General features: G+C 62.0%; 22 protein-coding genes. 20 read left to right on the top strand and 2 right to left on the bottom strand.

The features are described from left to right. Positions 1-996, bottom strand: a complete 996-nt coding sequence (locus CJ178_RS11630) for an HAD family hydrolase (protein WP_033235493.1) — start codon at positions 994-996, stop codon at positions 1-3. A gap of 201 nt (positions 997-1197) precedes the next feature. Here CJ178_RS11630 and CJ178_RS11625 point away from each other — a divergent pair, with 201 nt between their 5' ends. The 11 genes from CJ178_RS11625 (at position 1198) to CJ178_RS11575 (ending at position 9944) form a co-directional block, all read left to right on the top strand. Beyond that, positions 1198-1458, top strand: coding sequence for a glutaredoxin family protein (locus CJ178_RS11625; RefSeq protein WP_033235492.1), 261 nt, complete (start codon positions 1198-1200; stop codon positions 1456-1458). 141 nt (positions 1459-1599) lie between these two features. Then, positions 1600-2493 (top strand): redox-sensing transcriptional repressor Rex, encoded by an 894-nt coding sequence (locus CJ178_RS11620; RefSeq protein ID WP_095886734.1) that lies wholly within the window; start codon positions 1600-1602, stop codon positions 2491-2493. Beyond that, the gene (locus CJ178_RS11615; protein ID WP_033235490.1) at positions 2490-3851 is read left to right on the top strand and encodes a glutamyl-tRNA reductase; all 1362 of its coding nucleotides are present in this window, start codon (positions 2490-2492) and stop codon (positions 3849-3851) included. Before CJ178_RS11620 ends, CJ178_RS11615 begins: the two co-directional genes overlap by 4 nt. Then, complete coding sequence (hemC, locus tag CJ178_RS11610; protein WP_095886733.1) at positions 3848-4822, top strand: hydroxymethylbilane synthase; 975 nt, start codon at positions 3848-3850, stop codon at positions 4820-4822. The genes CJ178_RS11615 and hemC overlap by 4 nt, the downstream gene beginning before the upstream one ends. A 60-nt stretch (positions 4823-4882) precedes the next feature. After that, entirely contained in the window at positions 4883-6445 is a 1563-nt protein-coding gene (locus CJ178_RS11605) for a uroporphyrinogen-III synthase (RefSeq protein WP_033235488.1), read from the top strand. Between the two features lie 77 nt (positions 6446-6522). Further along, positions 6523-7497 carry a porphobilinogen synthase gene (gene hemB, locus CJ178_RS11600; protein ID WP_033235487.1) on the top strand — a complete coding sequence of 325 codons (975 nt, stop codon included), beginning with the start codon at positions 6523-6525 and terminating at the stop codon, positions 7495-7497. Positions 7498-7548: 51 nt separating this feature from the next. Continuing rightward, entirely contained in the window at positions 7549-8199 is a 651-nt protein-coding gene (locus tag CJ178_RS11595; RefSeq protein ID WP_033235486.1) for a hypothetical protein, read from the top strand. A gap of 206 nt (positions 8200-8405) precedes the next feature. Continuing rightward, on the top strand, positions 8406-8867 hold the full coding sequence (locus tag CJ178_RS11590; RefSeq protein ID WP_230590253.1) for a hypothetical protein: 462 nt from the start codon (positions 8406-8408) through the stop codon (positions 8865-8867). Then, positions 8860-9381 (top strand): hypothetical protein, encoded by a 522-nt coding sequence (locus CJ178_RS11585; RefSeq protein ID WP_095886732.1) that lies wholly within the window; start codon positions 8860-8862, stop codon positions 9379-9381. Before CJ178_RS11590 ends, CJ178_RS11585 begins: the two co-directional genes overlap by 8 nt. Continuing rightward, positions 9374-9631: a hypothetical protein gene (locus CJ178_RS11580; protein ID WP_033235484.1), complete on the top strand. Its 258-nt coding sequence runs from the start codon at positions 9374-9376 to the stop codon at positions 9629-9631. The genes CJ178_RS11585 and CJ178_RS11580 overlap by 8 nt, the downstream gene beginning before the upstream one ends. 31 nt (positions 9632-9662) lie before the next feature. Beyond that, entirely contained in the window at positions 9663-9944 is a 282-nt protein-coding gene (locus tag CJ178_RS11575) for a metal-sensitive transcriptional regulator (RefSeq protein ID WP_033235483.1), read from the top strand. A gap of 13 nt (positions 9945-9957) precedes the next feature. On the opposite strand, the gene CJ178_RS11570 is transcribed toward CJ178_RS11575, so the two are convergent. Beyond that, positions 9958-10569, bottom strand: coding sequence for a TetR/AcrR family transcriptional regulator (locus CJ178_RS11570; protein WP_033235777.1), 612 nt, complete (start codon positions 10567-10569; stop codon positions 9958-9960). 254 nt (positions 10570-10823) lie between these two features. On the opposite strand from CJ178_RS11570, the gene CJ178_RS11565 reads away from it, so the two are divergent. The 9 genes from CJ178_RS11565 to CJ178_RS11525 all read left to right on the top strand — a co-directional run bounded on the left by CJ178_RS11565 (position 10824) and on the right by CJ178_RS11525 (position 20555). Beyond that, complete coding sequence (locus CJ178_RS11565; protein ID WP_033235482.1) at positions 10824-11570, top strand: 3'(2'),5'-bisphosphate nucleotidase CysQ; 747 nt, start codon at positions 10824-10826, stop codon at positions 11568-11570. After that, complete coding sequence (gene cysD, locus CJ178_RS11560; RefSeq protein ID WP_095886731.1) at positions 11567-12472, top strand: sulfate adenylyltransferase subunit CysD; 906 nt, start codon at positions 11567-11569, stop codon at positions 12470-12472. The genes CJ178_RS11565 and cysD overlap by 4 nt, the downstream gene beginning before the upstream one ends. Then, a complete protein-coding gene (cysN, locus tag CJ178_RS11555; protein WP_045063835.1) occupies positions 12472-14373 on the top strand; it encodes a sulfate adenylyltransferase subunit CysN in 1902 nt (633 codons plus the stop codon). Before cysD ends, cysN begins: the two co-directional genes overlap by 1 nt. Before the next feature lie 24 nt (positions 14374-14397). Next, a complete protein-coding gene (locus CJ178_RS11550; RefSeq protein ID WP_033235479.1) occupies positions 14398-14757 on the top strand; it encodes a nuclear transport factor 2 family protein in 360 nt (119 codons plus the stop codon). Beyond that, complete coding sequence (locus CJ178_RS11545; protein WP_033235478.1) at positions 14751-15542, top strand: SDR family oxidoreductase; 792 nt, start codon at positions 14751-14753, stop codon at positions 15540-15542. Before CJ178_RS11550 ends, CJ178_RS11545 begins: the two co-directional genes overlap by 7 nt. 40 nt (positions 15543-15582) lie before the next feature. Continuing rightward, complete coding sequence (locus tag CJ178_RS11540) at positions 15583-16725, top strand: sulfotransferase family protein (protein WP_033235477.1); 1143 nt, start codon at positions 15583-15585, stop codon at positions 16723-16725. 35 nt (positions 16726-16760) lie between these two features. Continuing rightward, positions 16761-17822 carry a DUF1214 domain-containing protein gene (locus CJ178_RS11535; protein ID WP_095886730.1) on the top strand — a complete coding sequence of 354 codons (1062 nt, stop codon included), beginning with the start codon at positions 16761-16763 and terminating at the stop codon, positions 17820-17822. 118 nt (positions 17823-17940) lie between these two features. Beyond that, positions 17941-19554: an ABC transporter substrate-binding protein gene (locus CJ178_RS11530; RefSeq protein WP_095887942.1), complete on the top strand. Its 1614-nt coding sequence runs from the start codon at positions 17941-17943 to the stop codon at positions 19552-19554. A 125-nt stretch (positions 19555-19679) separates the two neighbouring features. After that, entirely contained in the window at positions 19680-20555 is an 876-nt protein-coding gene (locus tag CJ178_RS11525) for a TIGR03619 family F420-dependent LLM class oxidoreductase (protein WP_095886729.1), read from the top strand.

Genomic DNA, 20555 nt, shown 5'->3' with positions numbered 1-20555 from the left:
TCAGGCGTTCTGTTCTTTCCGACGCGCAAGGATGACGGCGAGTGCACCACTGATCGCCCCGAGCACCAGCGCCGTGGGAACACCGATCTTGGCCGCTTTGCGCGCGGTGCGGAAATCACGTACTTCCCAGCCGCGGTTCTTTGCGAGTTCGCGAAGATCGGCGTCGGGATTGATCGCAACAGCGGTACCGACGAGGGACAGCATCGGGACGTCGTTGTGAGAGTCGGAGTACGCAGAGCACCGCTTGAGGTTGAGGCCCTCGCGAACCGCCAGCGTGCGGACGGCATGCGCCTTGCCCATTCCGTGCAGGATGTCACCGACAAGACGGCCGGTGAAGACGCCGTCCTCACTCTCCGCGACTGTGCCCAAGGCTCCGGTCAGACCCAACTTCTCGGCGATGACCTGCGCGAGTTCGACAGGGGTAGCCGTCACCAACCAGACCTGCTGGCCCGCGTCCAAGTGCATCTGAGCCAACGCACGGGTGCCAGGCCAGATCTTGTCCGCGATCACCTCGTCGTAGATTTCCTCACCGAGTCGGGCGAGTTCGGCCGTTGACCGGCCGGCGACAAACGAGAGAGCCTTCTCGCGGCCCTCGGCAACATCGTCACTGCTCTCGCGTCCGGTTACCCGGAATTTGACCTGTTTCCAGGCGAAATCCACCAGGTCCGACGTTTTCAGGTATTTCCGGGCGGCCAACCCACGTGCGAAGTGAATGATGGACGCACCTTGGACCATGGTGTTGTCGACGTCGAAGAATGCCGCAGCAGTGAGGTCTCGCGGCACCGCCGGTACAGCGTCGTCGGCCGTGGGCTCTTCCGCTTGGGCGGCCGCGGTGAGTGCCAGGGCCGCGTCCGCACTGGCCTCACCGGCGAGGTTGGCTCGAACTTCCGATTCGCTCGGTCCCAGCGGATTCTTGACCCGGCGACGACCAGGGAGAATGACCCCGGCCAGCCCCGACCCGAATCCGGAACCGTTCGGTAGTGATCGCGCAGGCACCCGCACCTCCCGTGTTGCACCGTTGAGCAGAGAACTCTTGAAGTCAGCCTATCCTCCGCGGTGAGGCTCCAAGGCGTGGATGGCGATGAGTGTCGGTGTGTGTGACCTTCCTCTCGGGCGATTTGGTATCGGGGTGGGCACAAAAGGCACACTTGACCGACTGATAGATGAACATCGCGCCTGAGGAAGGGTCCTTACTCGATGACTGTGAACACCCATGAAGTGACCTTGTTGACCCGTGCGGGATGTGCCTCCTGTGTAGGCGCGGCGGAGGTGCTGGCGCGGGTCTGCAGCGAGTTCGAGCTTGAAGTGACGTGCATCGACGTGGACGAAGCCGCAGCAAGCGACCCGGAACTGAGGGCCGAGTACGGAGACCGGCTACCGGTCATTCTTCTCGATGGGCGCGAGCACGGTTACTGGGAAGTCGACGAAGAGAGACTTCGAGCCGATTTACGCAAGTAAGGCAATGCTAAATATGGGGAAATCTGCCGCTCTGCAGGTTAAAGGCACATCGAACCCGTTCCAAGCAACTTTGTGCATGGGTTCACAAGCGGTTACCGTGGTGTGAACATTCCCCCCGGAGCATCGTGGAGGTCGACAACTGTGTCGGTCGGACGAGGAGCCAACGACGTGACCGAACCGCACCAGACGCACGAGCCATCGGCTCAGCGCGTCACCGGCGCTGCGGGCCGTCCTGTCACCACTGCTGCTCCAGTCGCTGCTGAGGTCGATCCCGCAACTACGCAGGATCGCGTCATCCCCCAGGCTACGGTGACCCGGTTGGCGGCATACCTGCGGGTCCTCGGAGTCATGTCCGATCGCGGTACGTCCATCGTCTCCAGCGAAGAACTGGCGCAGGCATCAGGCGTCGGATCAGCGAAGTTGCGCAAGGATCTTTCGTTCCTCGGTCCCAACGGTGTTCGCGGCGTCGGGTACGACGTCACCAAACTTCGCATCCGCATCGAGCGTGCGCTCGGGCTGGACCGCGGACACAAGGTTGTTCTGGTGGGCGTCGGAAACCTCGGGAAAGCACTGGTCGGCTACGGCGGGTTCAGTCGTCGTGGATTCGAGATGGTCGGACTCTTCGACAGCGACGCCGCTCGCGTCGGAACCCAGGTGGGGGATCTGACCGTGCGGGACACCGCCGAACTCGAATTCGCGTGCCGCGAACTGAAGGCCACCATCGGCGTCATCTCCACTCCGGACGAGGCCGCGCAGGACGTATGCGATCAGTTCGTTCGCGCCGGCCTCCTCTGCATCATGAGTTTCTCGCCGATCGCTCTCGACGTTCCGGATCACGTGGAACTGCGACGGGTCGACTTGGCAGTCGAAATGCAGGTTCTCTCGTTCAACAGTGCACGCAACGCAGATCAGGCGTCAGCTGCACCAAGAGTGCGCGTCGCTCATGCGGCACCCGCTTCGTCCCGTCCCTCCACAAGTTCACCCGCTCCGGTCGGAGCAGGTTCGACAAGAAACGGATCAGTGATCGCGCCGTGAGTGTTTTGCTTGTCGGGGTTTCGCATAGAACTGCGCCCGTGCCGGTTCTCGAGCGAGTGGCGGTGACCGACACCGACCGTCCGAAGTTGATCGACAAGCTTCTGGCGTCGTCGCACATCACCGAGGCGATGATCGTCTCCACCTGCAACCGGGTAGAGGTATATGCAGTCGTGGACGCATTCCACGGCGCTCTCACCGAGGTCGGCGAGATCCTCTCCGACCATTCCGGTCTGGACCTGACGGCCCTGCATGCCCACGCCTACGTGCGGTACAGCGAAGCTGCCGTCGAGCATCTCTTTGCCGTCGCGAGCGGACTCGACTCGATGGTGATCGGCGAGCAGCAGATCCTCGGCCAGATTCGTACTGCCTACGCGTCGTCCGACGCGCAGCAGGCGGCAGGGCGGGTTGTGCACGAGCTTGCCCAGCAGGCACTGCGTGTCGGCAAGCGGGTGCACTCCGAAACCGGAATAGATTCTGCCGGAGCATCAGTGGTGTCGGTGGCGCTCGACCGCGCTGCCGGAATCCTCGGTGACGGTGGATTGGTCGGACGCACCGCAGTGGTTGTCGGCGCAGGTGCGATGGGCGGACTGTCGGTCGCGCACCTGACCCGCGCCGGAATCGATCGCATCATTGTGGTCAACCGCACCCGCGAGCGTGCCGAGCACTTGGCGGACACCGCTCGTTCCAACGGCGTCATCGCCGAAGCTGTTGATTTCGAGCAGCTTTCAGCGGTCATGGCGCAGGCGGACGTGTTGGTGACCTGTACCGGTGCGGTCGGAGCAGTAGTCACATTGGCCGACGCGCACCGCGCGCTCGCCGAACCCGATCGCAACCCGAACAAGCATCTTGTCATCTGCGACCTCGGTCTGCCCCGCGACATCGACCCTGCAGTATCGGGTCTGCCCGGCGTCACGGTCCTGGACATGGAAGCGCTGCAACGGGATCCGGCTGCGGGGGCCGCGGCATCGGATGCCGACGCTGCCCGCGCCATCGTTGCCGGTGAGTTGGCGATGTACCTGGCCGGTCAACGACTCGCCGAGGTCACACCCACGGTAACGGCTCTGCGGCAGCGCGCCGCAGATGTCGTCGAATCCGAACTGATGCGCCTCGATTCGCGGTTGCCCGATCTCGACGATCCGCAACGCGACGAAGTAGCACGCACCGTACGACGCGTCGTGGACAAACTGCTTCACGCACCTACCGTGCGCGTCAAGCAACTGGCGTCGGCGCCTGGCGGAGATTCATACGCGGCCGCGCTGCGTGAACTATTCGAACTCAGCCCGGCATTGCCCGCGGCAGTGGCCGCACCCACCGATCGGGTGGACGGCGATCGCGGTGGAAGGGACAAGCAGGTATGAGCACCACACCACTGCACTCCGAGGGCACCCTGCGGATCGGTACTCGCGGAAGCCTTCTCGCCACCACACAAGCCGGAACCGTGCGCGACGCACTCATTGCGGCCGGGCACCCGGCTGAACTGGTCATCATCAAGACCAAGGGTGATCAGTCCACCGATCCAGTGCAGAAGATCGGCGTCGGCGTGTTCACGGCGGAGCTTCGAGAAGCGTTGGCAGACAACCGCGTCGACGTTGCCGTGCATTCGTACAAGGACTTGCCCACTGCGCAGGACGAGCGTTTCGTGATCGCCGCGATCCCGCCTCGCGAAGATCCGCGTGATGCGCTGGTTGCCCGTGACGGCCTGGTGCTCGGTGAACTTCCGGCGGGATCCAAGGTCGGAACCTCTGCGCCACGACGAGTGTCACAGCTCGCGGCCCTCGGTCTCGGGCTCGACATCGTGCCGCTGCGCGGAAACCTGCAGCGCCGGCTCGGCAAGGTCGAATCCGGTGAACTCGATGCCGTGATCCTCGCTCGCGCCGGTCTGTCCCGCATCGGCCTCCTTGATCTCATCACCGAGAACATCGAGCCCGTTCAGATGCTTCCGGCGCCGGCGCAGGGTGCGCTGGCAGTCGAATGTCTCTCTGCCAATGAAGAATTGGTGGCGATACTCGCAGAGCTCGATCACGCGGACACACGTGCGGCGGTCATCGCCGAACGCGCCCTGCTGGCCGAACTCGAAGCGGGATGTACTGCCCCCGTAGGGGCACTCGCCGAAGTTGTCGAATCAATCGACGACAACGGCAGAATTTTCGACGAACTGTCGATCCGCGGCTGCGCAGCCGCATTCGACGGTTCGGACGTCATCCGTACCGGTGCAGTCGGTGCACCGGACAACGCCGAGGAACTCGGCAGAGCGGTGGCCCGAGAGTTACTCGAACTCGGCGCCCGAGAGTTGATGAACGTGACCACAGGCGAGGCCGCCGATGTTTGACACAACCTATTGCACTTGCACCAAGTTCCCATTTCGATACAGCGCACTGGAGAATCACCGATGACCCGAGTCCGAAAGAACACTCCCGGACGGATCCTGTTCGTGGGATCGGGACCGGGCGACCCCGCCCTGCTCACCGTTCGCGCACGCGACGTCCTCACCGGCGCAGCCTTGGCATTCACCGATCCTGATGTGGACAAGGGCGTCGTCGCTCTCGTGGGCATCGACATGGGTCGCGACGAGGAAACCGGCGAACTGATCGCGGACGTGCGTCCCGCACTCGGGGAACCGGCCGAGGTCGCCAAAACTCTTGTGCACGAAGCCAAGAACGGCCACGACGTCGTCCGTCTCGTCTCGGGTGATCCGCTTACCACGGATTCCGTGATCGCCGAGGTCACCGCGGTGGCACGCACCCAGGTTCAGTTCGAGGTCCTGCCAGGACTGCCCTCCGGCTCAGCGGTTCCCAGCTATGCCGGCATGGCACTGGGATCGGGACACACCGAAGCCGACGTGCGCGGCGAGGTCGACTGGGCCGCACTGGCCGCAGCACCGGGACCGCTGGTCCTGCACGCAACCTCCGGACACCTCGCCGAGACCGCCAGCGCGCTGGTCGAGAACGGCATGGCTCCGCAGACCCCCGCAGCGATCACCGTGCGCGGCACCACCCGGCAGCAGCGCACCGTCGAGGCAACACTGGCGACGCTCAACGAGGCCGGCTCCGAACTGGTCGGCTCCTTGGTCATCACGGTCGGCAAGGTTGTCGCCCAACGCAACAAGATGTCCTGGTGGGAATCACGCGCACTGTACGGCTGGACCGTCCTCGTGCCGCGCACCAAGGATCAGGCCGGCGAGATGAGTGACCGTCTGGTCACCCACGGCGCCATCCCGATCGAGGTCCCGACCATCGCCGTCGAACCGCCGCGCAGCCCCGCTCAGATGGAACGCTCCGTCAAGGGACTCGTCGACGGTCGTTACCAGTGGGTCGTCTTCACCTCCACCAATGCTGTTCGCGCAGTGTGGGAGAAGTTCGAAGAGTTCGGCCTCGACGCCCGCGCATTCTCCGGCGTGAAGATCGCCTGCATCGGCGAAGCCACCGCAGCCAAGGTCCGCTCGTTCGGTATCAACCCCGAACTGGTACCGAAGGGTGATCAGTCCAGTGAAGGGCTGCTGGCCGAATTCGCGCCGTACGACGACGTTTTCGACCCGGTCAACCGAGTTCTGTTGCCCCGCGCCGACATCGCAACCGAAACCCTCGCCGAAGGCCTGCGCGAACGTGGCTGGGAAATCGACGACGTCACCGCCTACCGCACAGTGCGCGCCGCACCGCCTGCCGCCGAGACCCGCGAGATGATCAAGACCGGCGGATTCGACGCCGTGTGCTTCACCTCGTCCTCGACGGTGCGCAACCTTGTCGGTATCGCCGGCAAGCCGCACGCTCGCACTCTGGTTGCGTGCATCGGCCCGAAGACCGCCGAAACTGCCATCGAGTTCGGACTGCGCGTCGACGTGCAGCCCGAAACCTCGCAGGTAGGGCCGCTGGTCGAGGCACTGGCCGAGCACGCCGCTCGCCTGCGCGCCGAGGGTGCATTGCCGCCTCCGCGCAAGAAGTCACGTAGGCGCTAAAGCGCCTGTGCGCCTTTCTGGTAGTGCCCACTACCGGAAAGGCGCACAGCAACGTCCGACGAAGGAGAATCCGTCTCGTGTTTCCCACCCATCGTCCGCGCCGACTCCGGCGAACCCCTGCGCTTCGGCGACTGGTAGCGGAGACGACCCTCGAACCGCGGCACCTCGTGCTGCCGATGTTCGTTGCGGACGGTATCGCCGCCCCGCGTGAGATCTCCTCCATGCCCGGCGTGTACCAGCACACTCTCGACTCGTTGCGAGCAGCGGCTACCGAGGCGGTGAGCGCCGGGGTCGGCGGTCTGATGCTGTTCGGTGTGCCCAAGCCCGAGGACAAGGACGCACAGGGATCGGGCGCCATCGACCCCGACGGAATTCTCAACGTCGGATTGCGGGCTCTCGCAGACGAACTCGGTGATTCGACGGTCATCATGGCCGACACGTGTCTCGACGAGTTCACCGATCACGGGCACTGCGGAGTGCTGACACCGGCCGGCGCCGTCGACAACGACGCGACCTTGATTCGATACGTCGAGATGGCGTTGGCTCAAGCAGATTCGGGTGCTCATCTCCTCGGACCGAGCGGAATGATGGACGGGCAGGTCGGGGCGATTCGCGGCGCACTCGACGCGGCGGGGTACACCGAGGTCGGTCAGTTGGCGTACGCAGCGAAATACGCGTCGGCGTTCTACGGGCCGTTCCGCGAAGCAGTCGGATCCTCGCTGCAGGGTGACCGTCGTACCTATCAGCAGGACGCGGCCAACCGTCGTGAGTCGTTGCGCGAAGTTGATCTCGACATTGCCGAGGGCGCGGACATGGTGATGGTGAAGCCCGCCATGTCGTATCTCGACATCCTGCGCGAGACTGCGGACCGTTCACCGGTGCCGGTGGCTGCGTATCAGATCTCGGGGGAGTATTCGATGATCACAGCGGCTGCGCAAAACGGCTGGATCGATCGCGACGCCGCAGTTCTCGAATCGCTGACCAGCATCCGACGTGCCGGTGCCGACGTCGTTCTCACGTACTGGGCGTCCGAGGTCGCCGGTTGGTTGTGAGCTCGGACCAAGCCGGATGATCATGAAGTGCCGGACAGATAGGCTGTCATCATGACCGAGCCGTGGCAGCCTCCTCGCCAGGAACCGCCGTACGACAACCAACCGTCGTACGACAATCAGCAGTATCAGAACCAGCAGTTCCAGAATCAGTTCCATCCGCTGGGCCCGATGCCGACCAATCCGTCGTCGCATCCTTCGGGCACGCAGAAGTCCGAGCCGCCGACCGACGTGGTGACGGCGATTCAGCTGTGGTGGGCAGTGGCTGTGCTCGGTGTGGTGCAGGGCGGCGCGATGATCGCGATGATGCTCGGTCAGAAGTCGTCGTTCATCGACGAGATGATGAGCAATCCCGCCGCCGCCGACGCGGGTCTCACCCGCTCGGACATCGAGAGTGTTTTCCCGATGGCTGTGGTGGTGTCGGTGATCATGATTTTGGTGTTCACCGCGCTTTTCCTGCTGGTCGTGCGATCGATGAGCCGCGGCAAGAACTGGGCGCGCATGCTGTTGACCTTTGGTGGGGTCTTCATGGTCGTCTCTGCGATTCCGGTGATTCTCGGTCTCGGTGGGGGCGGTGACGGTGCCACCCTGCTGTTCGGCGGCGCGCAGATCCTGCAAGCTGTCGCGGCCGTCGGTGCCATCGTGATGATGCATCGCAAGGAGTCGAATCCGTACTTTCTGAGGTTCCCCCCACAGTCCCGGTGAGGCGCCATGCGGGGTAGTGTGAATCAGGTCACGACGGTAGTTGGGAGAGGCAAGCGCAGTGCATTCTCGAGACGCTTTGAACGCCGAGGGCACACATGACGCCCCACGACCGCGACGCAGCTCGCGAACCGAAATGATCGTATTTCTGCTGTTGGGTATATCCGTGATCGCCACTGCACTCCTGGTTGTCGTGCCAGGAGTCGTGAGTGGCTAGCGCGGACTCGGCACCTGTGACGACGTCGAAGAAAGTCCGGCCCCCCACCGCTGTCAACGCTGCCTTCTGGTTGTGGATAGCAAGTGCATTCCTCCTGATCCTGTTCGGCTTGATCAGTATGTCCAGCGCGTCGTACGAGCTCCGCGAACAGTTCGCCGATCAGGGGGTGTCGGCGGACAACATCGATACCTATGTCACGTTCGTTCGTGTGTCCGGTGTGGCGCTGTTGCTCAGCGGATTGATCATCGGCGGCTTGGCCGGACCGACGCGGCTCGGCCGGAGGTTGTGTCGACGGATACTCGTCATCTATTCGGGAGTCTTTGTGTGGCTCCAGCTGGCACTGGTGATCACCGGTATCAGCACCGCTCTGGCGTTGGTTGTTCCGGTGATGCTGATCAGCGCGGGGGTGTCGATTTATCGGGGCTCGACGCGCAGCTGGTTTGCTCATGGCTGACAACGCGTCCGAGGTTCTGTTCTACGAGCCTGGTTCGCGGATGTCGGCTGTTGCCCTCGGTCCGGCGTTCAGCCTGGTGGCTCTGGTGATCGAATTGTTTACCGGGCCGGTGGTGCACTGGTTCGGATTGGCAATGTTCGCGGTGATTCTGACGGGCTTGGTCTACGTGCAGGTCACTGCCGCGCGCCGGCATGTGAGCGTCGAGTTGACCGACGCGATGCTTCGTCAGGGCACCGAGGAGGTTCCGGTCGACGAAATCGCCGAGGTGTTTCCCGAATCGGACGACTCCGCCTACGAAGACGAAATGGAGCCGTGGGAAACCGCCCGAGCGCTCGGCGAACTGTCCGGAGTGCCACGTCGTCGTCACAGCATCGGCTTGCGACTGACGACGGGTGGTCTGGTCCGAGCCTGGGCGAAGGACGACATCGCGTTGCGTGAGGCGTTGAATCAGGTAATGGCGCGCCGCGGCGAAGCGGATAGTGCGCGAGATTCCGAGAGGGTGTCCGATGACTAGAAAAGTCGATGCCAAGACCTTGGTAGGTGTTCTGGGTATGGTCGCGGCGCTGACGCTGGCGCTCGTGTGCTGGCGATCAGGGCTGACCACGTCGACCTTCGGTCCGATTATCGAGGGCGCACCGTCGTTCGAGGGCACCCACTACGACGGACTGTGGATCTCCGGTGCCGGTCTGGCTCTCTTGCTGGCCGGGCTCATGGCGATCGATGTGACGCGTCGGCTCCGTATGGCCTACGTCGCATCCGACTAAGCACCATACGGGTAGGGGGTATAGTGACCTTATGAGTGGTTACAGCCCCGAGCAGGACGATCTGCTCAAACGTCTTCGCCGCATCGAAGGTCAGGTCGCGGGTATCTCGCGCATGGTTGCCGACGATCGGTACTGCATCGACGTCCTGACGCAGGTTTCGGCCGCAACCAGCGCGTTGCAGTCCGTGTCCCTGAAGCTTCTCGACGCGCATCTTGCCGGCTGTGTTGTCGAAGCCGCCAAGCAGGGCGGTCCGGAAGCCGACGCCAAGATCAAGGAAGCTCAGGCAGCGATCGCTCGCCTCGTTCGTTCCTGAGTAGCTGTTCGGTTCACTCCGTGATGGCCCGCGCGAGCGCGCGGGCGGAGAAGTTCACGAAATGCTCGGGTGTGATTTCTTTGGCGACGTTGATGACGATGGTGTCCGACAGGCCTTTGAGTCCGGAGAGCACAAGATGGATGAGCGCGGGGTCTTCGATCAACCGGCTGCCTTCGGCTGCAGCAGATTCGGTGAGCGCTCGAATCAATGCCGAGTTGAAGACCGCAACTGATGCGTGAAGTTCCCGCATACTGTCGCGGTCGGATCCGGCCATTCCCTCGATGTCGCGCCACGTGGTGGTGAGTCTGCCGACTCGCGCCCAGTGCCGCGCGAATTCGGGAATCATGGACTCGAGTAGCGGCGTCAGTCCTTGCTCGCGGGGGAGCGAGCTCACAAAGTCCGCCATTTCCAGTTGGCTCTCGCTGAGCAGGGCGGCAAAGATGTCCTGCTTGTCGACGAAGTACTGGTAGATCAGGCCGGTGCTGGTTCCCGATCGTTTTGCCACCGCGCGAATAGTGAGCGCGGAGTAGCCGCCTTCGTCGAGGAGTGCGATCGCCGCGTCCAAGGTGCGGCGTCGGCGCGCTTCGGCGTCGCCGTAGATCGAGTTAGTGCTGGTACTGCTCATTTGATCACCGTAGTCGGGACAGGCCGCAACCTCAATTGCAAATGAACGTCGTTCATTCTTGACCATAGGGTTTGCTGTTCAGTGATACCAATCACAGAAAGAACATTGTTCGAAATAGAATGAACATCGTTCATTCTGGTGCTACGCTATGGCGCAGACCACATCGAGACCAGTGCGTAGCGCTGGACACTCTGCGGTCGGCCTGACGTTTCTTCCCGTATCCATCGGGAGGTCTACACAGTTGTGGAGTACCTATGACACGCACCAACGATGAACGCGCGGCGATCGAGATCGCCGCTGCGGCTGGAGAACTTCTGCTCGAACACCGGAAATCCCTCGGTGCGAACGACGTCGATGCCGCGACTTTCAAGGACGCTGCCGATCGGCTCAGTCACGACTTCATCGTCGCCGAACTTGCCCGACGCTTCCCCGCGGATGCGGTGCTGTCGGAGGAAGGCGCTGACGACCTCGCGAGGTTGAATGCGGATCGGGTGTGGATCGTCGACCCGCTCGACGGCACCCGTGAATACGGAGAAGCCGGCCGATCGGATTGGGCCGTGCATGTCGCACTGACCGAAAACGGCGTCCTCACAACAGGTGCGGTCGCAATGCCTGCCCTCGGCGTCACCTATGCAAGCAGCGATGATCGAACCGATCGCGGCGCTACGACGCCGGTACGCGTCGTCGTGTCGCGGACGCGGCGTCCGGAACCGGTCATGCGAATGGCTGACTCGATGGGCGCGGAGCTGATCGAGATGGGCTCTGCCGGCGCCAAAGCGATGGCGGTTGTATCCGGAGAAGCAGACATCTATGCACATGCGGGTGGGCAGTACGAGTGGGATTCGGCGGCCCCTGTTGCCGTCGCACGCGCTGCGGGACTGCATGTTTCGCGTATCGACGGCAGCGAACTTCGCTACAACCAGGAAAACCCGTGGCTGCCGGATCTGCTGATCTGCCGACCTGAACTCGCCCCGAAAGCACTGGAGGAACTGGGCCGATGACCACGACACTGACGCACCTCGAACGACTCGAAGCCGAGAGCATTCACATCATGCGTGAAGCTGCCTCGCAGAGCGAGAATCCGGTGATGCTGTACTCGGTGGGCAAGGACTCCGCCGTGATGCTGCATCTGGCACGCAAGGCGTTCTACCCGTCGAAGCTGCCGTTTCCGCTGCTGCACGTCGACACCACGTGGAAGTTCCGCGAAATGTACAAACTTCGTGACAGTACCGCTGCTGCAGGCGATCTCGATCTGATCGTCTACACCAATCCGGACTGCGTGAAGCAGGGGATCAACCCGTTCACTCACGGCTCGGCCGTCCATACCGACATGTGGAAAACCGAAGGCCTCAAACAAGCCCTCGATCACTACAAGTTCGACGCGGCGTTCGGCGGCGCCCGCCGTGACGAAGAAAAATCCCGGGCCAAGGAACGGATCTTCTCGATCCGATCGGCAGCGCACCGCTGGGATCCGAAGCAGCAGCGACCGGAGCTGTGGCGGATGTACAACGTCCGCAAAGCGCCGGGTGAAAGCCTGCGCGTCTTCCCGCTTTCGAACTGGACCGAGCTCGATGTGTGGGAATACATACGCCAGGAAGAGATTCCGATCGTTCCGCTGTATTTTGCCGACAAGCGTCCCGTCGTCGAACGTGACGGCGCCCTGATCATGGTCGACGACGACCGGATGCCCTTGTTGCCGGGAGAAACTCCGGAACTCAAGAGCGTCCGTTTCCGCACCCTCGGCTGCTACCCGCTGACCGGTGCCGTCGAATCGACCGCCACCAGCTTGACCGAGATCGTCTCGGAAATGTTGCTCACCACCACCTCCGAACGCCAGGGACGGGTCATCGACCACGACTCGAGTGCGTCGATGGAAAAGAAGAAGCAAGAAGGGTACTTCTGATGACTGTTTCCTCGGATCTGATCGCCGACGACATCGAGGCATACCTCGAGCGCCACGCGAACAAGAGCATGCTGCGATTCATCACGTGCGGCAGCGTCGACGACGGCAAGAGCACCTTGATCGGCCGTCTGCTCTACGAATCGAAACTCGTCTTCGACGATCAACTGACGGCACTCGAAGCGGATTCGCGCAAGAGCGGCACCCAGGGTGAAGGGCTCGATTTTGCGCTCCTCGTCGACGGTCTCGCAGCCGAACGTGAGCAGGGCATCACGATCGACGTCGCCTATCGCTACTTCACGACAGAACGTCGCAAGTTCGTTGTTGCCGATACCCCCGGGCACGAGCAGTACACCCGAAACATGGTGACCGGCGCATCGACAGCCGATCTCGCGGTGATCCTTGTCGACTCACGCAAAGGCATCCTGACGCAGACGCGTCGGCACTCGTATCTTGTGTCGTTACTCGGGATCAAGCACGTGGTGCTCGCGGTCAACAAACTCGACCTCGTCGACTACTCGCAGGAGGTCTTCGACGCCATCATTGCGGACTACACGAGCTTCGCTCACGAGATCGGTCTCGACGGGTTTGTCGCCATTCCGATGTCGGCATACAAGGGCGACAATCTCACCGAGCGCAGCGCGAATACCCCGTGGTATTCCGGGCCCAGCCTGATCGAACATCTCGAATCCGTGGACATCGACGATGCCGCCGCCTCGGCTCCGTTCCGGATGCCGGTGCAGTGGGTCAACCGGCCGGACCTCGACTTCCGGGGATTCTCGGGCCAGATCGTCTCCGGGACAGTCTCTCCCGGTGATCCGATCCGCGTGCTCCCCAGCGGAAAGACGTCCACCGTCGAGCGCATCGTGACGATGGGCGGCGACCTCGATGTGGCCGGCGCGGGCCGCTCGGTCACCATCACACTCACCGACGAGATCGACATCAGCCGCGGCGACGTGCTGTCCATCGGCGACAATCCGCCGGCCGTCGCAGACCAGTTCGAGGCCCACATCGTGTGGATGGGCGAGGCACCCATGCTGCCCGAACGACCGTTCCTGTGCCAGATCGGTACCGTCACAGTCACTGCGCGCATCACGAAACCGAAACACAAGATCAACGTCAACACACTCGAAAAGACCGCAACGACAACCCTCGAGCTCAACGAAATCGGTGTGTGCAACATCAGTTTCGATCGCGCGGTCCCGTTCGACCCCTACACGGGAAACCGTGACACCGGCAGTTTCATCCTCATCGATCGCCTCACCAACGGCACGGTCGGTGCCGGCATGATCACGCACTCGCTGCGCCGATCCGACAACATTCACTGGCAATCCGTCGACGTGGACGAGGCCGCGCACACCAGGCTCAAGGGACATAAACCCGCCGTTCTGTGGTTCACCGGGCTCTCCGGTTCGGGGAAGTCGACCATCGCCAACGACGTCGAGCGCCAACTGCACGCTCTCGGCGCACACACCTATCTCCTCGACGGAGACAATGTCCGTCACGGTTTGAATCGAGACCTCGGGTTCACCGAAGCCGACCGCGTCGAGAACATCCGCCGCGTCACCGAAGTGACCCGCCTGATGGCGGACGCCGGCCTGATCGTTCTCGCGTCGTTCATTTCGCCGTTCGAGGCGGAGCGTCATGCGGCCCGTGAATTGATCGGGGACAGCCAGTTCGTCGAAATCTTCATCGATACCGCTCTTGCCGTCGCAGAGGAGCGAGATCCCAAGGGGCTGTACAAGAAGGCTCGACGTGGGGAGTTGGTGAACTTCACCGGCATCGACTCACCGTACGAAGCGCCGCAGAGTCCCGATATTCACATCGACACCAGTGTCACGACGACCGAGGATGCTGCGAGCGTCATTGTCGACTATCTCCGCGCCCGCGGAACCATTTCTTGACCCGCCTGAACATGAGGAGCCTTCATGCCTGACAGGGCTGAAATCATTTCTGTCGTAGAAGATTACGTCAAGTATCTCGGAAGTCACGATGTTGACAATCTGGTTGCGCTGTTTGCCGCCGACGCCGTTCAACACGAACCGTTGGGTGTCAAGACCTATCGCGGGGTCGACGAGATTCGCGCATTCGACACGGCAAACGCGCAGGTCGACTTCACGGTCAGCCTGCTCGGTCCGATTTCGGTGACGGGAAAGTACGCAGCAATGCAGCTTCGGGTGCAGCGCGTCGGTATGGCCGACTTCGCTGCCTCCGACCTGTTCGAATTCGACGACAACTGCAAGATCGTCTCGTTGAGTGTGGTTCTCGATCCGCAGGCACTGTGTTGAGCGCTCAGGGCCTGCTGGCCGGCAAAGTAGTCGTGGTCTCGGGAGTCGGCCCGGCACTGGGTCGTTCGATCGCAGTTCAGAGTGCGGCGGCCGGTGCGAAGGTTGTCTTGGCCGCCCGCACGTCCGAGCGTTTGGAATCGGTGGCAACCGAGATCCGTGATCGCGGCGGAATCGCTTTGGCGGTACCGACGGATCTCACCGACGTCGATTCGATTGCGTCGCTGGCGCAGACTGCCGTTGCCGAGTTCGGTGCCGTGGATTGCCTTGTGAACAATGCCTTTGTCCAACCGGCGCAGGTCCCATTGCTTGAAGCCGACATGGCTTCCATCCAGTCGGGCATCGACATCAACTTGCTTGCGGCGTTGAACGTCACACGCGCATTGGTGCCGGCATTGACCGAGGCGCAGGGGTCCGTCGTGATGGTCACGTCCATGGTGCTGCGCAATCAGCTTCCCGGGTTCGGGGCATACCGCGTGATGAAAGCCGGACTTCTGGCAATGGCCCGCAGTCTGTCGATCGACCTCGGTCCCAAGGGGATTCGAGTCAACTCCGTTGCCCCCGGCTATATCTGGGCGGACTCGGTCAAGAACATGTTCGAGAAGAAGGCTGCGGCCACCGGAGTCGACCCCAAGGTCATTTACGACGAGATCGCAGCGGGCGCCGATCTGCGCCGGCTACCAGAACCCGATGACATTGCCAACGCTGTCGTCTTCCTCCTGTCCGATTCGGCCAGGGCCATCGCCGGGCAATGTCTCGACGTCAACTGCGGTCACACGCACCACTGATCAACTCATACAAGACCGATCAATTCTCAAAGGACGTGTCATGACACAGGATTACGACGGCATTGGTTCCATCGAGGACTTGCACCAGGCTGCGCGCGAGGTGGCCGGTTACGAAGATTTCGGCAGTGACGGTTACCTCGATGGCCTTCGAGTTCTGCTCGAGTCGTTCCAGCAGGAAGCCGACCTCACTCCGCACGGCAAGGTGATTGCTCGCAAGATGATCATCGGAGCGCTCGCGGGACGACTGACCAGCGAGGCCGGATTCGCGAAATACCCCGAGCACGTCGATGTTCCGATCGAGCGTCCGATCTTCGTAGTCGGGTTGACTCGGACCGGCAGCACCGCGCTACACCGGTTGCTGGGCGCTGACCCGGCGCATCAGGGTGCCGAGATGTGGCTTGCCGAGACGCCGCAGCCGCGCCCCGAGCGCGACAAGTGGTCGGAGAACGAAGATTACGTTCGCTCAGACGCTTTCTACCGAGCCCGTCAGCGCAACGAGGCTGACCTGATGAAGGTGCATTTCATGGGGGCGGAGGAGGTCGAGGAATGTTGGCGCCTGCTGCAGCAGACGATGCTCTCGACCGCGTTCGAGACCGTTGCGTACGTACCGAGTTACACCCGGTGGCTGGCGAAGCAGGACTGGACCGAAACGTATGCGCGGCACAAGAAGAACCTGCAGCTGATCGGGCTGCACGATTCGGATCGACGATGGGTGCTCAAGAGTCCGAGCCACGTCTTCGCGATCGACGAGATCATGTCGGTCTATCCGGATGCGTTGTTCGTTCGCACATTCCGGGACCCGCTGACATCGATGGCGTCCACTTTCAGCCTTGCGGAGCAGGGCGGACACGATATGTCGAAGGCCTTCGACCGTCCGGCCATCGGACGCACCCAACTCGACCTGTGGGCGCGCGGTAACGCGAACTTCAACAATGCCCGTACCCGTTACAACTCCGATCAGTTCATCGACGTCGACTACAAGGACTTCATCTCCGATGCGGTCGGCACTGTCGAGAAGATCTACGCGCAGTTCGACCTGCCCTTCACGGACGAGGCTCGGGCCGCGGTGGATGCGTCGCATCAGGCGAGCCTCGCAGAACACCGTCGTCCGTCACACCGCTATTCGCTCGAGGAGTTCGGCGTGAGCGCCGCCGACGTCGAAGCGAAGTTCGCCGCCAGCTGATTGCTCGAAAAATCTACTAGAACAAGGAGACTCATATGAACGCTACTTGGGAAAAGTTCTGCGCAGATCTGCTCGAGGTCGGGAAGGTCCTCGAAGACGAGATCGTTCCTCAGGATCCGCTGACGCAGGCTGAGGGCGTCCGCTACCTGAGTCGGTTGCTCCGCTACGGCACAATCAACTGTGTCGAGTACACCGATCCGCGGTGGCCGCAGTTCACGTCCGCACCGAACCCGAACATGATGACGAAGATCGGTGCCGACAACCCGGACAACGTTTACATGCGCGCCAACATTTCCGGTAAGTACAGCTACCGGATCATCGGCAGTCGGGGCACGGTTCCGCTGATCACGTTCGGTTCACGCATCAATCGGTACCACATCGACGGCACGATGCTGCAGACCGGCGACCTGCACATCCACGACCTCGAGGTTGACGAGAACGGCCGTTTCGAGTTCATCGCGAGCGTGGACAAGCCGGCGGAAGGTGCCTGGCTGCCGCTGGCGGCCGACAGCAATCTCATCTCCGTTCGACAGACGTATCGGGATCGACGCAACGAGGTACCCGGTGAGCTGAGCATCGAGTGCCTGAACCCGGACGGCGACTTCGAGCCGCTGAGTCCGGAAGAGTTGGGCGTGCGCCTGAGCAAGTCGGTCGGGATCGTGAAGGGGATGGCGGAGACCTTCCTCGAATGGTCGCGCAAATTCCAACCGCACACCAACGAGATCTTCGACTGGGGACAGGACTACTTCCAGAACGCCGGCGGCGATCCGACGATCTTCTACTTGCACGGGTACTGGAAGCTCGCCGAGGACGAGGCGTGGGTCATCGAGACCGAAGTTCCGAACTGCGAGTACTTCAACTTCGTGCTGCAGAACTTCTGGGTGGAGTCGCTCGACTACAACCGGACGAACATCTACATCAACAACCACACTGCAAAGCTCAACGACGACGGAACCCTGACAATCGTGGTGGCGGCAAAGGATCCGGGTTACGGCAACTGGATCAACACCGATTCGCACGCGGAGGGGACCTGGGCGATGCGCTGGATCAAGGCGGACTCCCACCCGATTCCGAAGTCGAAGGTAATCAAGCTCTAAGGCAGGCGACTCACTCGGTCCTGTGTGAACAGTCGTACTACGTGGTCATATCGGCCGCGTAGTACGACGTTCGCCGCGCGGGATAATGTCACTGGTTCATCTTCAGCAGGGGAATCGTATGCACACCACAGTAATTCGGTCCACTACCCGCCTGGTTGCGCTCGGTATTGCCGGCGCGCTTCTGTTGACCGGCTGCGCGTCGAGTAGCGGCGACTCCTCGGATGCGAATCCCCAGACGCGCAGTGGTGCAGCTGGGTACGTCGGCGCACAGGACGCCGGGGAGCCGATAGGCGGGGGTGCTCTCACCTTCGGGTCCTATTCGTTCCCTTCCTCGCTGGATCCCACCAAAACTCAGGCTGCCGGCTCGACCGGCGGGACCGAAATGGCCGCAATCTACGACACGCTTGTGCGCAGCGACTCCGCAAGCGGGAGCTTCGTGCCACAGCTGGCGAAGTCGCTGACGAATAATGCCGACTTCACCGCGTACACAGTCACCCTGCCCGAGGGCTTGACCTTCAGCGATGGAAGCCCGCTCAACGCGGAAGCGGTGAAGTGGAGCATCGATCGATTTGTGGCGGGCAAGGGGGATGTATCGCAGTCTTGGCTGAACATTGTGGAGCGAGTCGATACGCCGAACGAGACCACTGTCGAGTTTGTGCTCAAGCGGCCGTGGCGTCAATTTCCGGCACTGTTGTCGCTCGGCCCCGGAATGATCGTTGCGCGAAGCTCCGACGCAGGGGGAGCGTTCACTCCGATCGGGGCCGGGCCGTTCACCTTGGCCAAGTTCGCGCCGCACGAAGAGTTGATACTCGCAGCGCGCACGGACTATCAGGGAGGTAAACCTCCGCTGGACACGGTGCGTTTTGTTCCCACCTCTGGCGCCCAGGCTCAGTACGAATCGCTGAAGAGCGGTCAGATCGACATGACGTACATCCTTCGCGACGAGGCCGTAATCAAACGTGCTCTCGACGACGGATACTCCGGCTATCTCAGTCCCACCGGTCAGAACGGGATCGGCACGATCAACAACCGCGAGGGCAGGCCAGGAGCCGACGTCCGCGTCCGCCAGGCAATCGCGTACGGGGTGGACCCGGAAGCCGTCAATACACGTGCGAACAACGGATTAGGCACTGCCAGTTCCGAACTGGTACCGGTGTCGTCGCGGTGGTTCAACAACACCGAAGGCATACCGTTCGATTCGTCGAAGGCAAAGACCCTGCTCGATCAGGCGAAAGCAGACGGATACGACGGCAAGCTCCGCTACCTCACGACCTCGGAACCCGGCCAACAGGCCACCGCATTGACGGTGCAGGCGTCGCTGAACGCCATCGGTTTCGACGTCACCATCGACTACGCAACCGACGTCACGGATCTTGTTCGCCGGGTGTACAAAGACCACGATTTTGACATGACCAGGGGCGGCGCTCCGGTCGGGGAGGAAGCGCCGTACATCAATTTGTACAACAGTATGGCCAGTGATTCGAAGAACAATCCTTCCGGTTTCGCAGATCCGGAAATGGACACGCTGCTCACAGCCGTGCAGACTGCGCCCACCGACGACGCTGTCCGCGACGCCATCAGCAAGGTGCAGGAGTACGCCAACGCGGCTGTGCCCTACGTAATCTGGGGCCCGGCAGCGGTATTGACGGCGTGGGACGACAACATTCACGGCGTCACACGCAACATCACGGACATCATGTTCTTCGACGAAGCCTGGATCTCACCGAAGTGAGTTGACTGTGCGAGACGATCCGGATGGCCGTCCCGGTCATCAGGATCAGTCGAGTGATTGCCTGCTGCAAGGCATTACGGTCGGGTCTGACATGTCAGTCGAGTAGCGATGAAAATGGTGGAACGATGAAGTGGTCGTTGGCGGGCGCGATGATCGACGCTCTGGAACTGTGCGAGTTGGCTCAGGTTACCGAAGAGGCGGGCTTCGACGGTATCGCAATGCCGGATTCCGTGTTCTATCCGGAGCAGGTGTCGGCGCCGTATCCGTACACCGCTGACGGCAAGCGGATGTGGGCCCCCGAGACGCCGATGCCCGATCCTTTCATAGCGATGACGGCAATGGCTGCGGTGACGTCTCGAATTCAGTTTTACACCAATGTATTCAAGCTTCCGCTTCGTGATCCGTTGTTGACGGCCAAGCAGGTTTCGACCATGGCGGTGATGTCGGGAAACCGCATCGCGATCGGCGTCGGGTTGTCGTGGATTCCCGAGGAGTTCACCTTCACCGGTACGGAGATGCGTACCCGTGGCGCGCGGACCGACGAAGCGATCGAGATCATCAAGGCCGTATGTGCCGGTCGTGGTCCGGAATGGGTTGAATACCACGGCAAACACTACGATTTCGATGCTCTGATGATCAGTCCGGCTCCGGAGATTCCCGTACCGATCTACATCGGCGGGCACAGCGAACCGGGATTGCGCCGCGCCGCGAGGCTGGCTGACGGGTGGATGTCGGTGAACACCACCAAAGCTGAATTAGCCTCTGCCATCGACCGTCTGACGAAGTTGCGGGCCGAGTTCGGCCGTGCCGACGTCCCCTTCGAGATCAACGTCTCGCCCACCGACGTACGCGACATCGATGGATACCGCGAACTCGAGGAGTTGGGCGTCACGGAAATCAGAGTGTCGCCGTGGTATCGCTACGGCGTAGACCCCGGAGATCGTCAGGGAAGACTCGACTCGATTCGACAATTTGCCGACGAGGTCATTTCCCAGTACTGA

Origin of the sequence: Rhodococcus sp. ACPA4 (assembly GCF_002300185.1) — a bacterium.
Taxonomy (GTDB): Bacteria; Actinomycetota; Actinomycetes; order Mycobacteriales; family Mycobacteriaceae; genus Rhodococcus_F; species Rhodococcus_F globerula.
Note: the sequence above shows the minus strand (reverse complement) of the source record. Positions and strands in the feature narration are given on the sequence as shown.